General features: G+C 60.8%; 14 protein-coding genes. 5 read left to right on the top strand and 9 right to left on the bottom strand.

The features are described 5' to 3' along the window. Nucleotides 1-147 precede the first annotated feature (147 nt). The 5 genes from G3446_RS23730 to G3446_RS23710 all read left to right on the top strand — a co-directional run bounded on the left by G3446_RS23730 (nt 148) and on the right by G3446_RS23710 (nt 5,145). A complete protein-coding gene (locus G3446_RS23730) occupies nt 148-1,041 on the top strand; it encodes a DUF4351 domain-containing protein (RefSeq protein ID WP_164455986.1) in 894 nt (297 codons plus the stop codon). Nucleotides 1,042-1,308: 267 nt separating this feature from the next. Beyond that, nucleotides 1,309-1,551: a hypothetical protein gene (locus G3446_RS23725; protein ID WP_164455984.1), complete on the top strand. Its 243-nt coding sequence runs from the start codon at nt 1,309-1,311 to the stop codon at nt 1,549-1,551. A gap of 613 nt (nt 1,552-2,164) precedes the next feature. After that, nucleotides 2,165-3,337, top strand: coding sequence for a DegT/DnrJ/EryC1/StrS family aminotransferase (locus G3446_RS23720; RefSeq protein ID WP_164455982.1), 1,173 nt, complete (start codon nt 2,165-2,167; stop codon nt 3,335-3,337). Next, the gene (locus G3446_RS23715) at nt 3,315-4,277 is read left to right on the top strand and encodes a sulfotransferase (RefSeq protein WP_164455980.1); all 963 of its coding nucleotides are present in this window, start codon (nt 3,315-3,317) and stop codon (nt 4,275-4,277) included. Before G3446_RS23720 ends, G3446_RS23715 begins: the two co-directional genes overlap by 23 nt. Further along, nucleotides 4,261-5,145 (top strand): lysylphosphatidylglycerol synthase transmembrane domain-containing protein, encoded by an 885-nt coding sequence (locus G3446_RS23710; RefSeq protein WP_164455978.1) that lies wholly within the window; start codon nt 4,261-4,263, stop codon nt 5,143-5,145. The genes G3446_RS23715 and G3446_RS23710 overlap by 17 nt, the downstream gene beginning before the upstream one ends. On the opposite strand, the gene G3446_RS23705 is transcribed toward G3446_RS23710, so the two are convergent. The 9 genes from G3446_RS23705 to G3446_RS29295 all read right to left on the bottom strand — a co-directional run bounded on the left by G3446_RS23705 (nt 5,119) and on the right by G3446_RS29295 (nt 13,586). Beyond that, nucleotides 5,119-6,081 carry a GNAT family N-acetyltransferase gene (locus G3446_RS23705; RefSeq protein WP_164455976.1) on the bottom strand — a complete coding sequence of 321 codons (963 nt, stop codon included), beginning with the start codon at nt 6,079-6,081 and terminating at the stop codon, nt 5,119-5,121. The two genes, G3446_RS23710 and G3446_RS23705, sit on opposite strands and share 27 nt — an antisense overlap. Then, on the bottom strand, nt 6,078-6,842 hold the full coding sequence (locus tag G3446_RS23700; protein ID WP_245232722.1) for a class I SAM-dependent methyltransferase: 765 nt from the start codon (nt 6,840-6,842) through the stop codon (nt 6,078-6,080). Before G3446_RS23700 ends, G3446_RS23705 begins: the two co-directional genes overlap by 4 nt. Then, nucleotides 6,842-7,981, bottom strand: coding sequence for a glycosyltransferase (locus G3446_RS23695; RefSeq protein WP_164455972.1), 1,140 nt, complete (start codon nt 7,979-7,981; stop codon nt 6,842-6,844). The genes G3446_RS23700 and G3446_RS23695 overlap by 1 nt, the downstream gene beginning before the upstream one ends. Next, nucleotides 7,978-8,766, bottom strand: a complete 789-nt coding sequence (locus tag G3446_RS23690; RefSeq protein ID WP_164455971.1) for a class I SAM-dependent methyltransferase — start codon at nt 8,764-8,766, stop codon at nt 7,978-7,980. The genes G3446_RS23695 and G3446_RS23690 overlap by 4 nt, the downstream gene beginning before the upstream one ends. 106 nt (nt 8,767-8,872) lie before the next feature. Beyond that, nucleotides 8,873-9,316, bottom strand: a complete 444-nt coding sequence (locus tag G3446_RS23685; RefSeq protein WP_164455969.1) for a DUF29 domain-containing protein — start codon at nt 9,314-9,316, stop codon at nt 8,873-8,875. 82 nt (nt 9,317-9,398) lie between these two features. Further along, nucleotides 9,399-10,322, bottom strand: coding sequence for a glycosyltransferase family 2 protein (locus G3446_RS23680; protein ID WP_167757102.1), 924 nt, complete (start codon nt 10,320-10,322; stop codon nt 9,399-9,401). A gap of 230 nt (nt 10,323-10,552) precedes the next feature. Continuing rightward, complete coding sequence (tfpZ, locus tag G3446_RS23675; RefSeq protein ID WP_164455967.1) at nt 10,553-11,302, bottom strand: TfpX/TfpZ family type IV pilin accessory protein; 750 nt, start codon at nt 11,300-11,302, stop codon at nt 10,553-10,555. Beyond that, nucleotides 11,299-13,242: a tetratricopeptide repeat protein gene (locus tag G3446_RS23670; RefSeq protein ID WP_164455965.1), complete on the bottom strand. Its 1,944-nt coding sequence runs from the start codon at nt 13,240-13,242 to the stop codon at nt 11,299-11,301. The genes tfpZ and G3446_RS23670 overlap by 4 nt, the downstream gene beginning before the upstream one ends. Before the next feature lie 119 nt (nt 13,243-13,361). After that, entirely contained in the window at nt 13,362-13,586 is a 225-nt protein-coding gene (locus tag G3446_RS29295) for a pilin (protein ID WP_425338429.1), read from the bottom strand. Nucleotides 13,587-13,680 lie beyond the last annotated feature (94 nt).

Genomic DNA, 13,680 nt, shown 5'->3' with positions numbered 1-13,680 from the left:
CGATACTGGGCTCGCGGCGCACGATTACCCAGGCGGGAGTCACACCCGCTAGAACACGCGGCCTTGCCAGGCCGCACTGTCCCCTTTTTCCTCGGCGCCTAACGGTGCCTTTGTGTTGGTGATCGCCCAGGGACATTGATCCGAGCCATGAGCCACGACCAAAACTACAAGAACCTCATCCTCGACTACCCGCACGAGGCTATCGGCTTCTTCGCCGCCGCCGAGGCCCAGGCCATCGACGCCGGCGCGCGCATCCTGCCCGTGCGGGAAGAACAGCTGAACGAGCGCCTTGGCGAGCGCTTTCGTGAGCTCGACGTCCCGCTGCTGGTGGAATGGAGCGATGGCCGGCGTAGCGCCCTGCTGTTCGTGCTGGAAGAAGAAACCGATCCCAAGCGTTTCTCCATCCACCGTCTGGCCCACTACTGCCTGGACCTTAGCGAGCTGTTCGAGACCGAGCGCGTCGTCCCCGTGGTCATCTTCCTGCACCAGGGAACCTATGCCGAACGGCTCCGCCTGGGCAGCGAGCATCGCGACTACCTGCGCTTCAGCTACCTCAGCGCCGCCCTGTTCGCCACCCCGGCGCGCCAGTACCTGAACAGCCACAACATCGTTGCTCGGCTCACCCTGCCGTGCATGGCCTACGCGCCAGAAGACAAGCTGGAAATCTATGCCGCCGCCACCCGTGGCCTGATGGAATTGGAGCCCGACCCCGAGCGACGGCTCAAGTACGCCGACTTCATCGACATCTACACGGCCCTCGACGACAATGAGCTCAAGCGCTATCAGCAGCAATACGCCCAAGAGGCCGAAGCCATGACCGCATTATCCGCCCGCATGAGAGAAGAAGGTTTTCAGCAAGGCATGCAGCAAGGCATGCAGCAAGGCGAAGCCGAATTATTGCTGCGTCAGGTCCGCCGCAAATTTGGCCCCCAAGCCGCGGAGCAGCATCGCGAGCGCGTCCGGCAAGCCGACCTGGTGACGCTGGAACGCTGGTCCGAGCGCATTCTCAGCGCCGCAACCCTGGATGAGCTCTTCGACTAATGGCGCAGCCGGCGCATTGCGCACGTCTCGATGGCCCCTGCGACACAAGGCGCTGAATGATCCACCGTGCCATGCTCCATCGCACTCAATCCGCCCTGCGCGCCCTGCTGCCCAAGAACGCCTTCGCACGTGGCGTCAGCGCGCTGGTCGGCAGCACGGCCGGGGCGCCGGTGCTCAGTGCTGGCGGCGCCGCGACTCACGTGCCTCGACAGCCCGGAAGACTTCGGCCTGGCCGCCGTCTAAGGCTGCCTACTGGCGCTGATCGGCGTGGTCTCCAGCCTGCGCTACGAGTTAGCCATCCCGCTGCCGGAAGACGATGTCGAGGCCGCCAACATCGCCGCGCTGAGCCTGATCCTGGTGGGCCTGAGCGCCCTGCTCACTGGTGTGCTGGTGTGGCGGCTCGGCCCCGCCTGCCATCGCGGACCTGCGCGGCGTGCCGGCCCTGGTCAGCTACCTGTGGTTGCTGCCGGTTGGCGTGCTGCTCAGCGGCGCCTATCAGGTCTTCAATGACTGGGTCGCGCGCATCAGGCGATTCACGACCAACGCCATCCAGACCCCGGATTTCCCACCAGGATGAATGCAACGATGCGAGAACTGACCCCTGAGTCACGATGCGAGAACTGACCCCTGAGTCACGGTCACGACCGAGACCTGACCCCGGTCACGACCCCGGTCACACGGGTCGTCACGCGGGGGCTTCTACGTCAATCAGCGAACTCGCCGAGATTCGATGGCGTAGCTTGGCCGATCGCCTCATCCGCCGTGAAGAGGGAGTCGGCCGGTAGATTGCAGCGTTTAGTACGACCGTGAACTAGACCACTGTTCCCTCCGCCAACGCCAGGGTAGGATTCAGGTCCGGGACTGAGACTGCGGTTTGCAGCGACGGATCTTGGCGCTTCATCCCGCGAAGCATGGCCCGTCTATCTGCGGCGGGTCAGAGCTGCGTCGCGCGTTCGCGAGACACCGGAATCAGGCACCCGGGCAGCACTCCGGCCGGCAGGGGCACTCAGGACCAGTCCGCAGCAGACGTCGTTAAGCGGCATCGAGCGACTCGGCATACCCCTGCGCCTGACGGCTGCTAGCCATTCTCCACCAGCAAACGACCATCGAAGGACCGCGATCCATGACCCAGCCCTTCATCGTGTTCGGTGCCCCGCAGATCGAGCGGGCTGAAATCGACGAGGTAATCGCGACACTTGAGTCCGGCTGGCTCGGAACCGGCCCGCGTGTTGCGGCTTTCGAAAAGGCATTCGCGGCATACAAGGGCGCCACACCAAGCCACGCAGCCGCCGTCAACTCGTGCACGGCCGCGCTTCATGTCAGCATGATCGCCTCAGGAATCGGACCTGGTGACGAGGTCATCACCACTCCCCTGACCTTCTGTGCCACCGTGAATGCCATCATCCACGCTGGCGCAACCCCCGTGCTCGCGGACGTCGATCCTGTCACCATGAACATCGATCCAGCGGCGATCGAGGCCGCGATCACACCGCGCACGCGGGCGATTCTTCCGGTGCATTTTGCCGGTCGACCCTGCGACATGGACGCCATCACCGCACTCGCCGAACGTCACGGCCTGAAGGTCATCGAGGATTGTGCCCACGCCATCGAAACGCTGTATCACGGACGTGCCGCCGGCACGTTCGGCGACTTCGGGTGCTTCAGCTTCTATGTCACCAAGAACGTCGTCACCGGCGAGGGCGGGATGGTTTTTGCGAAGAACGAAGCCGACATCGGCCGCGTCAAGATGCTCGCGCTTCACGGCATGAGCAAGGACGCCTGGCATCGTTTCGGCGACAGCGGATACAAGCACTATCAAGTCGTCGAGTGCGGTTTCAAATACAACATGATGGACATTCAGGCCGCGATTGGTATTCACCAACTGGCCAGGGTCGAGTCGAACTGGGAACGTCGCCGTCACGTCTGGAATGCCTACCAATCCGCATTCATCGGCCTCCCGATCCGGTGTCCGGCTGAGCCAGAGTTAGATACCCGTCACGCCTTTCATCTGTACAACATCCTCTTGGACACAGCGCAATGCGGGATCAGTCGCGATGCATTTCTCGATCGGATGACAGAGGCAGGCATAGGGGTGGGTGTTCATTATCTGAGCGTCCCGGAGCATCCTTTCTATCAGGAGCGATTTGGTTGGCGACCGCAAGACTATCCATGCGCGATGCATATAGGGCGCCAGACCGTAAGTCTGCCAATCTCTCCTGCACTGGACGATGCTCAATTAGCGAGAATTGTCACGGCCGTTGATGCCTTAATCGATGAACGCACTCCTGAAATCTAGCTTTCTTACAGCACTGCAAGGAGGCAATCATCTACTCCGGATATTCGATCGCTTATTCCTGCTGGATGACGGAGAGTCTACCTGTCCGCCTTTGTTTATCCTGGGCGCACCACGGTCCGGATCGACTCTGACTTATCAGGCGATAACCGAATACTTCGATGTCGCGTATGTTACAGCACCGCTTGGCTATGCCTACGGATTCGCGAACGCATTAACTCGGATTCTGCGTCCCTGGTTAGGCAGGCCCAAAACCGTATTCAGTAGCGATTATGGAAGAATACCTGGGATATTCTCGCCAAGCGAGCACGCCAATATCTGGTTTCAGTGGTTTCCCAGAGATGGTCAGTTGGGTCACTACTTGCCGCCATCTAATATTGACTTCGCTGCCTACTCCGATCTCGAGCGAAACGTCCGCTCTCTCTCGCGGATCATGCGTCGTCCCTGGGTCTTTAAGAACCTTTATCTTGGCATGTGTGCTGGCGCACTGGCGCAGATTTTTCCAGATGCTCGTTTCGTCATCGTGCGGCGCGATCCGTTGCTGATCTATCAATCCGTCTTGCGTGGACGCTTGCTTAGACCACATCTCGAATGGTGGTCTGTCAAGCCCCCGCGCTATCGTGATTGGCTCAGCTTGCCACTACGCACCCAAGTTGCACGACAGATCTTCTACGCCGAAGCCATACCAATTCGAGATCTAACACGATATGCGCCGGGTCGATACACGGAGATCGAGTATTCCGCTCTATGCAAGGAGCCCATTAATTGCATGCGCGCCTTGGCGAAATGGCTCGCTCCTGCTGGCTATCGGGCTCGATCGGACTCGGTGATGCCTAATGAGTTCCCCGCGTCGAGCAATCTGACACTAGACCATGCCGAACTCGAAGCTGTTCTCGCCGAGTTCGAGCGACTGCGACAGGGCTTCCATGCTGAATTATTTTGAAGAACCGATCTCTCGGATTCGTCAAGCCTGGACGCGAACAAGATCGCCTCTCGGCTATACGCTTTTTGTCGTTGTTGTGGGATATGGCTTCTGGAAGGCGCCAAGCGAAATTTGGCTCTTGGAGGCTCGCTGGATGCTTGCAGCTCTGGCTGTTATTCCCGCGATGTTTTTCCTGCAATTGTGGCAAGTTAGACTTTTCATCGCTGCGAACGGACTCAACCCAGGTTGGTTGCGGCCAGCTCTTTTAAATGCGCAGAAAGGAACTCTCAATACTGTTCTCCCTGCACGATCTGGCACTATTCTGTTCTTGCACCAGCTCAACTACCATTACAGTATCGGCTGGCGCGATCTCTTTCGTTTCTTCGTGCTTGCGGCAGGGGCTTCTCTCTGGGTTTCAATACTTTCGGTGATTTGGTTGATATGGCCTTGGCAGTATAGCATAGCTTGCTTTCTGGTAAGCCTTGCGCTAAGTGTATACCTCGCGCGTGATGCCGGATTTCGCTATGCGGCATGTCTTCCCGAACTCCTGCTGATTGCGCTTGGGCTATATCTTGCGACTGTCATGGCTTTCTATTTTCTCTTGCTGGGTCTCGGATACCACTTGAGTTTCGTCGAAGTATCGTACTTCGCCATAGCCTTGAATATTCTGGCGCAGATCTCCATCACCCCCGGCAATCTCGGTGTACGCGAAGTCCTGATTGGCTTGGTGTCGCCTTATGTGGCCTTACCAACGGCTGTCGGAATCATCGCCAGCACTGTGCTACTCGTCCTTCGCTTGACGGTCTATGGTGCGTTCTGGCTGCTTTTCGAGTGGCTTCTCCGTTGCGAGGGTCGGAGAGGATCAGCGCTTCCTGAGATCGAGACCTGAAAGTGCGAGATACATGGCTTGTGTAGCGCTGAACAAACCCGCTCTGATAGGCGAGATCGAGGCTTCATATGTCCGATGGAGCTTGGTGGAACCGCCGAACTTCTCCTTGAACCGGATCAATCCAGGCTGTGATGCCGGAGAAGACATGAGGTTGAAGCAACGCATGCCTTGGTTACGCGCCCATTCTAGGGCTGTATACACGAGAAGGTCCGACACCCCAGACGCTTTGCGCTCAGGGTGCGTGGCGCCGTGCAAATAGTAGGCAACGTCCCGATCCAGTACCGTTACGACATAGGCGGCTAGCTCTGCGTTATCAAATGCGGCGAGAATTCGAAGTCTGTCGGTGCAACTCGCCAGCTCCAATAGCTTCGCGAAGTAACCCGCGTTGTATCGGAGCCGTCCATGATGGCTCAGAATCGTGTGGCGATAGAGAGCGTAAAGAGCGTGGGCATACGCCGGTTCGATGACATCGCGGACGTTGAATGGATTGCGGCCGGCTTTCTTGATGTCGCGGCGAAGTTTCGGGAAGTCGGAGAGACACCAGTTCGGCAGATCGAGCACGGCGGTTTCCGGTGCCGACTGGTGCCGGAATTCGGTCCGGATGGGTGGTTCGAAGCCACTTATCGGGATACGAAGCAAGTCGATTGCCGGTCGGGATTCGCGGAGGCGCTCGACATGCTCCGGCCTGAGTGGGCCGCGCAATGCGCCTCCGATGGGGAAGCCCACGTAGCCGATCCGGAATGGACCCGCCCTGAAGACACTGATACTGAAAGCCAGTTCCAAGCCTTTGTCCCAAGCGTAGACAGGCTTGGCGCCGAATCCTCCAGAGATCACGTCATGCCATTCAGGGCTATGGATGAGGCATCCCTGCTTTTCCGAAAGCTCGGACCATCCCACAGGTGGTGTGCTTGCGAACTGCAGATCGCTCGGATTCATCGCGCTCGTTTCTTGAGAACGAAGACAAAGCCCGGCGATAGAGGAGTGAGGCTTGCCAGGAGTGCCGTCGGTATCCTACTCAAGAGCCTCCAAACTGGGCCACGTCTGCCGTAATTGGTGGGATCGCGGAGGATCTGCGGGACTGCGTTCGTGACATCAAACGGCCGGGTCCAGGACAAGAGACGCCAGTAATGGGTCGAGTCGGCGTCCAGGACGGCGCTTGACCCCATCCTTTGCATGAGCGAAACCGCGAGCCTTCGGGGCAGCCAATGCACGAACGGCCAAAACACATGCGGCTCGATCGGAAACAGCAGGTTCGGTCCTGCAAAGTAGCACACGCCTCCCGGCTTGAGGGTGCGATGGATGAAGGCGATCAAGCCGACCGGATCCGGGACATGCTCGTACACCTGATTGCAGACGACGACATCCACGCTCTCGGCCGGGACTCTTGCCGGGATGCTGTCGTAGCTACCCTCGAGGAATGTTAGATTCGGATGGGCTTCCATCCACATCGGCCAACGTTCCCAGGGCTCGGGATCCAGACCGATGATCCGGTGCACACGCGGTGCGAGGGCCGCCGCGATGCCTCCGCTTCCGCACCCGACATCCAACCAAACGCCATCGCCAATCTCCGGACCGCGAAAGTGAAGCAGTGTCTGCCAAATCGCCTCGGCCTTGCGCGGTCGGTCCTCGCTCCCCCAGCGTGGGTCGGATGGGGGCGGCGCCGGATGGGCTTGGCTGGTGGACGATCCTGCGCGCATCAGATCCAATTCAGCGCCTCCTTCAGGCTCTGAACGGCCTGGTTCAGGTCGAAGCGCGCGCCCGCTTGCGCCATGCCGACGCGATAGCGGCCTGGCTTCGTGGCCAGTGCCTGCCGAATCCCCTGGAGCAGTGACGGCGGATCGACGCCCGCGAGCGCGATTCCGCATGTCTGCTGGCGCAGCAGCTCCGGCAAATCTCCGACGGGGCTTGCGATCACAGGCGTTCCAGCCTGCATCGCATCGGAGAACAACACCGGGATACTCTCGATACGCGATGGAATGATCAGGTAGTCGAGCGATTGAAGAAACGCGGTCGCCTCCATGCGATCGAGATAGCCGCTCAGCCTGACCGGCCGACCGGCGGTCTGAAGCGCGCCGGCGCGGCGCAGAACCTCTGCCTCCAGCGGACCGCCGCCGGCGATCTGGAGCGACTCGATGAGCGCCCAGTCGCTGTCTTCCAACAGCGTCAGCGCATCCAGCAAGAGATCGACACCTTTGTTGGGGTGCCAGCGCCCGAGAAACCCCAGCCGATACGGCGGTCTCTCTGCGAGAGGCCGGGTGCGCTCGCGTGGTGGCAGGAGGCGTGTGCTCGGCAGAAATGCACAGGGTCGGCCGGAAATCCGGGTGACGTCTTCGGCGAGCTGATAGCCGTCCGCGAAGCGCACCTGCGCAGCGCGCAGAACACGGGACAGAACCTGGCGCACGCCGGGGATGCGTCCGAGGGTCCAGATATCGCTGCCGAGCGCCCAAGTGCTGTATGGGATTTCGTAACGCGCGCCAGCCCGTTGCGCCCAGGCCCCGCTGGGCAAGGCCCAGAGCGCCAGGATGTGGTCCGGGCCGCGTTGCGCACAAACACGGTTCACGGTCGCTTGGCCTGCCTGGAGTGTGCGAGCGATGTGTCTCCAATGGAGCGGACGCGTCACCTGAAGGGTCGAGAGCGGAAGATGCGGCACGGCGAAGCGATGCACCCAGACCTCTCCCTCACGCATCTCGCTCGACTCAGCCGCGGGGGCCACGACGGCTACTTCGATGGATTGTCTGGCGGCTTCGAGCGCGAAATCGGCCACGAAGCTCCCCGCCGCCGCCGCGCCCTCATCGCGCTCAGGATAGGACGTTGTCACGATCAACAGCCGCTTCACAGTGGCTTCTCCGCGATGATCCGATAGCTCAGCGGCATGAAATCGCTTTCCGGCAGCAGGCGCGCCAGGAGCCACCCAGACAGGTTGGTGATGGGGATGCCGATAGCCAGTAGCGGCGCCAGCAGGATGGACCAGTGCTTTCTGGCGGTCAGTTCGAGCAGCCCGCGCGCCAGGGCGATGCTGAGGAGTGCGGCAGCGGTGTGCAGCGGGCGGCCCCAAGGATGGCACTCGCGAATCCGCAGCCCGTGCGACTGCAAGAGCTCGGAGAGCCCTGCCTCGGTCCAGCGCTGGAAGTCGTGAGGCACATCGTGCAGGGGATACAAGAACGGCGTCTGCACGATCAGGCACCCATTGGGACGCAGGACGCGAGACGCCTCGCACACAGCCTGAGCCGGATGCGCCAGATGCTCGAGCACATCCAGCAGCAGGACCGTATCAAAGGTGTTGTCAGGGAAGGGCAGCGCGTCCGCGCTCCCGAAGACCGCCGCGCGGCCAAGATAGCCCTTCGCCACGGTCACAGGGTAATCGAGCCCGACGTAATCGACCCCGTCCCCGATCTCGTCTGCCAGCCAGCCATCCCCGCAGCCGATATCCAGCGTGTGGCTCCGAACCCGCGCGCCAGTCGCGCGCCGGACCCGATGCTCTCCGAGATAGACCAGCCATTGCGGATGCAGCGGCGTATGTCGCAGCGGATGGAGAGCGCGCTTCAGCCGGGAGTGGGGATGCGCCCCACTGCCGCGTTTCTGCTCTGACGGCGCAGCCGATGGAATCGCGTGCTTGGCCATGAGCGTCAATCATCCCCTTCGCGTGGAGCGGTCGGCTGGTGGCTGATCGGAGCGATGCCTCATGGCGAAGGCCCCGTGGCTCATGCGCTCGCAGTCAGCCTCGCGTTCAAGGCGCCGTCGGCAGCCATTCGGCATCCAAGACCTCCTCAACGGACCATGGGCAGTCTTCCGGAAAACTGCCGAGTCCGGTTTCCTGCGCCGCCTGTACGGTGGCGTCTTCCCAGACGCCATCCCACCAGTCCTCGTCGCTCAGGTCGTTCTTGAGGCTGGGTGTCTTCTTCAGCCGCCGCAGGATTCCCTTGCGTTGATTGCGAATCGTGATCTCCCAAGAGGCTCCTCGCCGCTCCGGCTGGTAGCTCCATTTGAGCAGATGCGCCAACAATAGCGCCATGCGATGGGCCAGCTCACGTTGCTCGCTCTTTCCCACGTCCTCGATCTCATCCGCCAGGTGTTCCAGATCCAACTGATCGAAGCGGCCGGCTCGAAGCAATTGAGCCTGCTCGCGTGACCAGTTGAGGATGTCTGCCTCGTAGTCTGTTCGATGTCCCATGTGGCCCTCGGAATCGTTTTGACGTGGGCTCGCTTGCCCTCGGGGGACAGGCGGCGTTGCCACGTCGAGTGCAAGATCCGCCTCAGGCTCGCCGCCGTTCGCTGCTAGTTGTGCTCGGACCCTGGTCCGTCGATCGCTCCCGATCCGCGGCCCGGCTGGCACTGTCTTTGTACATCAGCTGCGTGATCTGCTCGGATACCAGTCCGATGAGAAAGATCATCACCGCGGAGGTGAGCAAGAACAAGGTCGCAAGCGAGATTCGACTCTGGGCGGCATAGGTGTAAACGTAGTAACCGATGCCGACCGAGGCATGCAGCGCGGCGACAGGCACGAACAGCTTCAGAGGGGAATAGAGCGTGCCAACGCGAAAGATGATGAGCAGGAACCGCATACCATCCTTGAGCGGGCTGATATGGCTCTTGCCGATGCGTTTGGCCGCGTGGATCGGCTCATAGGCCACCCCGTAGCCGGCGCGAAAGAACGCCATGGTGATCGTGGTCGGGTAGGAAAAGCCGTTGGGCAGCAGGTACAGAAAGGTGCGGAACCGCTCCGCGCGGACGGCACGGAAGCCCGACGTGAGGTCCTCAATGAGCTGGCCAGTCATGTAGCTGGCGAGCCGGTTGTAGAGCCGATTAGCCAGCCCGCGTCCCCAGTTGGCTTGGGAACCTTGGCTCCGTGCGCCGACGACCATATCGTAGCCACGGCTCAAGGTCTCCAGGAGACGGGGGATATCGGCGGGATCGTGCTGGCCGTCCGCGTCCATGAAGACAAGGATGTCTCCCTTGGCGGCGCGGGCGCCGGTTTTAACGGCCGCGCCATTGCCCAGGCTGTAAGGGTGGGAGACGACACGCGCGCCACCGGAGCGCGCGATCTCGGCGGTGGCGTCGGTCGAGCCGTCATCAATCAGCAACAGCTCGGCCTCCGGCAGTTCTTGGCGGATGCGCGGGAGGAGATCGCCGAGGCTGGCGGCTTCATTCTTGGCGGGCAGGATGATGGATAGCTTCAATCGCTAACTCTCCATGTGATGACCGCCGAGATGGGATGAGGCAGCCAATCGAGTGCGCCGGACATTGATAGTCGACAGCCGGACGACGAACCATCGAATCTGCTGCCAGTTTCGTGCGTGGCGGTTGTTCCGCCATTCATCAACGCGTCCTTGCCAGTGCAATCGTACAAAGCATTGACAGTATGAGGTAGTTCACGCATTGGGTCGCGATATATTTCGGTGGGCATCGATCAATCGGCCTGTCCCCAGGGATCGCCATCGATCCAATCCAGCGGCTGGCCATTAGCGGACGAGAGAACCAGGATGATGTCCTTGTTGTTGCCCACGAGCGGAAAGTAGAGATAGTCACCCGCCGCGCCACCGTGACGCGCGAGCAGATCCTTCAAACCGCGCTCGGTCTCGGAGTCGCGTGCCGCCAAATGGCCGATGTCAAGGGTCCGGCGCTTGAGGTCGTCCAGGTCCGGCCGGTAAGGCTGATAGAAATCGGAGCGGTATTCAAGATCTTTCGCCCCGTCTAGCACCTCGAACATGAATTGCTCCCGCGTCTCCTGTTCCTCGGGCAGCCGTGCCAGGGCGACGGTTGGGCCGATCCCGAGCGCGCGCTTCAATTCCGGATACTGAATGAGCTCAGGATCCACGTCTGCCGCCGATATGGCGGTGAAGCGATCGACCGCGAAGACCGTGAAGAGCGGACGCTGTTGGTATACCAAGGTGGCGCCATAGGCGAGAGCAGCCAATTGCAGCCCTACGATCACGCTCATGTCAAATCTCAGTCCCGGCTTCCCCGGCTTGAACACAATCCAGGTGAGGATGGGGCCGAGCACCACATCTACGCCGGCTAGGATCTGCAACAGCGGCCAACCGCCGCTGACGGTGAAATAGGGCGCCGGATACCAGATCCAGCGGATGATCGCGAACAACATCAGCATCACCAGAGCGCTGGCGGCTAGATGTGCGGCAAAGGCGTGGCCCCTGGTCATGGCGAGTCCCCGTCTTCCGAAGCCGGATTGGCGTCGGTCATCAGCTGACGCTCCACGGTCTCGATGCGGGCAGCGGCATAGTGAGTGCCGTCGATTGCCTTGGCCCGTTCCAGATGGTCACGGGCTTCTGCATCGCGGCCGGCCGTCTTGAGCAGGATGGCCTGGTTGAGCCAGTACTGGAGATCGGTCGGATGGAGTCTGAGCGCCTGCTCGCCATAGTGGATGGCCAGTTCGAGATCGCCATCCAAATAGGCGAAATTGCTGCTGGCCGAATAGACCTTCGCGGCGTTGGTCGGTATCTCTTCCAGCCTGGGATTGCGAAGCATGGCCTCCGTCATCTTCCGATAGAGGCGTTGGGGAAAGACGCAACCGTCCTCGGAGAGGCAACGCGAGACCATGACGAAGGCGTTCGTGGTCTCGTTTCCGATCGGTTGCCGCACCAGATTGTCCTTCAGCTTGTGCTCGAAGTCAGTGATCTCCTGCCCTTGGCCCAGTATCACCGACAGCGAAATGATGGATACCAGGACGTTGCTCGCCTGCGGATCCAATTCGTGGGCGCGCCGGTAGTAGTCGAGCGACTTGCGTAGCAGGTCGGGATTGCCGGTAGCCTCGCCATAGCCGGAATAGGCGGTACCCGCCGAGATCAGCGTGCGGAACGAGGCCGGATGGTGATGGGCTTGATATTCGGCCAGAAGTAGTTCATTGCCCCAATAGCCGGCCCGTATCCGGGTTCCGGCCGCCAGTACGGCGATCAGAAGCAGACTGACGGCGCTGGCCAGCAGCAGACGATGATGGCGGTCGGCTAGGACGAACAGATAGAAGAAGACCGGCCAGAGCAGACCCCAGGAGCCGAGGTAGTTGCGGTGCTCATGGATCATCTCCAGCGGCAGGAAGGTCGACTCCATGGCGTGGGAAAGCAGGAAGAAGAGGATCCCAAAAGACAGCACGGGTGCCCGGCGTCTCAGCGTGACTCCAGCGATCAGAGCGGCGGCGAGGCCAAGGATGGAGATGAGTGTTGTTGCTGGTTCCAGCAGTGAGCGCGAGATGGCGACATCGTCATGGAAAATTGCCATCGAGCGGATATCCGGCACCAGGATCGATTGCACGTAAAACCACAGGACACGCGCCTGAGTGAGCAGACGCTCCTCGATCGTGAAATCGCGAATCTGATAGCTCGCGCCGTAATGCAGAAAGGCAAGGATGACCACCGGCACTGCTAGCGCCGCGCCGGACAGATACAGCCACTTGAGCGAGTGGCTGACTCGGGTCTCGCCCGCCCGGAAGCGGAAGAAAACGATCTCGATCAGGAAGAGGTAGCCCGGGATGAGGATGCCGTTCTCCTTGCTGAAAATGGCCAGGAGAAAGGTCACGGCCAGACCGGCATAGAAGAGCGTGGCACCGGGCCGACCCTCCATCTGGCGCTGACGGGCCAGGCTGTAGAGAAGCATCGCGAGCAGCGCAAACAGGGCGCTCAGCTCGGCCATGCGCTGCACCACATAGAGCACGCTGGTGACATTGATCGGATGCAGCAGCCAAGCGGCGCAGGTCGCTAGACTAATGGCGGCGATCAGGCTGGGGCGCGGCGCATCAAACAGGGTCCGGGACAGGACGCGCAGTAGCGCCAGGAGCGCGAGTCCAGAGAGGAGGTGGATCGCCAGGTTGGTGACCTTGAACCAGTAGGGATCCAGGCCCGTGGCGGCAATGTTGAGAGCGAAGCTGACGAAGCTGACGGGGCGTCCGAGCGGACCGGGCTCTTCCTGGCTGATAGCAGTCTGGATCGAGGCGATCCGGAAATCCTCGATGGATGTCAGGCGTTCGTTGTCGAGGATGTTGGAATAGTCATCGAAAAGAAATGGGCCGTATAACCCTGGCCAATAGGCCAGCCCGCAGAGTAAGAAGAAAGCCGCTGTTAAGACATACCATCGAGCTCTCGAACGCATGGGCAAACCTGTCAGTTGCTGTTCGAGGCGATCCTCGTGATCGATAAAGAAGAGTCGGAGCTTGTGCTCCGACTCTTCGAGAGTAACGCTAGATGAAAAGTGCGCCTCGCTTTAGACGATTACGGTCTGCAGGCGGTCGGCATGAACTTGGTGGCGATGGTTGTGGCATTGGCAACCGGCGGCGCACCGAGACCAGCGGGCTGAGGAGCCGTCCCGCAAACCCACACCAAGCCGCCAGCGCCATTTGACGTCGAGCGAACGGAAATGAGCTGCCCGGCAATCTTCTGATTGGCGCGATTACCGAATGTGACGTCGAAGCTCCAGCCACCTGCGGCACTGTTCACGGCGACCTGCCTTACGTCATATCGTTACCCACATCTCGCCCCTCGTTCGTACACGCCAGCTTTGCGTTCGACCTCGGGGGGTAGACATGGAGGT

Source organism: Thiorhodococcus minor, from assembly GCF_010820565.1.
Lineage (GTDB): Bacteria > Pseudomonadota > Gammaproteobacteria > Chromatiales > Chromatiaceae > Thiorhodococcus > Thiorhodococcus minor.
Note: the sequence above shows the minus strand (reverse complement) of the source record. Positions and strands in the feature narration are given on the sequence as shown.

What these genes read in the sequence shown, in the direction of transcription:
- G3446_RS23730 (WP_164455986.1), top strand. Translation starts at nt 148, where the DNA reads ATGAGCCACGACCAAAACTACAAGAACCTCATCCTCGACTACCCGCAC.
- G3446_RS23720 (WP_164455982.1), top strand. Translation starts at nt 2,165, where the DNA reads ATGACCCAGCCCTTCATCGTGTTCGGTGCCCCGCAGATCGAGCGGGCT.
- G3446_RS23715 (WP_164455980.1), top strand. Translation starts at nt 3,315, where the DNA reads ATGAACGCACTCCTGAAATCTAGCTTTCTTACAGCACTGCAAGGAGGC.
- G3446_RS23710 (WP_164455978.1), top strand. Translation starts at nt 4,261, where the DNA reads ATGCTGAATTATTTTGAAGAACCGATCTCTCGGATTCGTCAAGCCTGG.
- G3446_RS23705 (WP_164455976.1), bottom strand. Translation starts at nt 6,081, where the DNA reads ATGAATCCGAGCGATCTGCAGTTCGCAAGCACACCACCTGTGGGATGG.
- G3446_RS23700 (WP_245232722.1), bottom strand. Translation starts at nt 6,842, where the DNA reads ATGCGCGCAGGATCGTCCACCAGCCAAGCCCATCCGGCGCCGCCCCCA.
- G3446_RS23690 (WP_164455971.1), bottom strand. Translation starts at nt 8,766, where the DNA reads ATGGCCAAGCACGCGATTCCATCGGCTGCGCCGTCAGAGCAGAAACGC.
- G3446_RS23685 (WP_164455969.1), bottom strand. Translation starts at nt 9,316, where the DNA reads ATGGGACATCGAACAGACTACGAGGCAGACATCCTCAACTGGTCACGC.
- tfpZ (WP_164455967.1), bottom strand. Translation starts at nt 11,302, where the DNA reads ATGACCAGGGGCCACGCCTTTGCCGCACATCTAGCCGCCAGCGCTCTG.
- G3446_RS23670 (WP_164455965.1), bottom strand. Translation starts at nt 13,242, where the DNA reads ATGCGTTCGAGAGCTCGATGGTATGTCTTAACAGCGGCTTTCTTCTTA.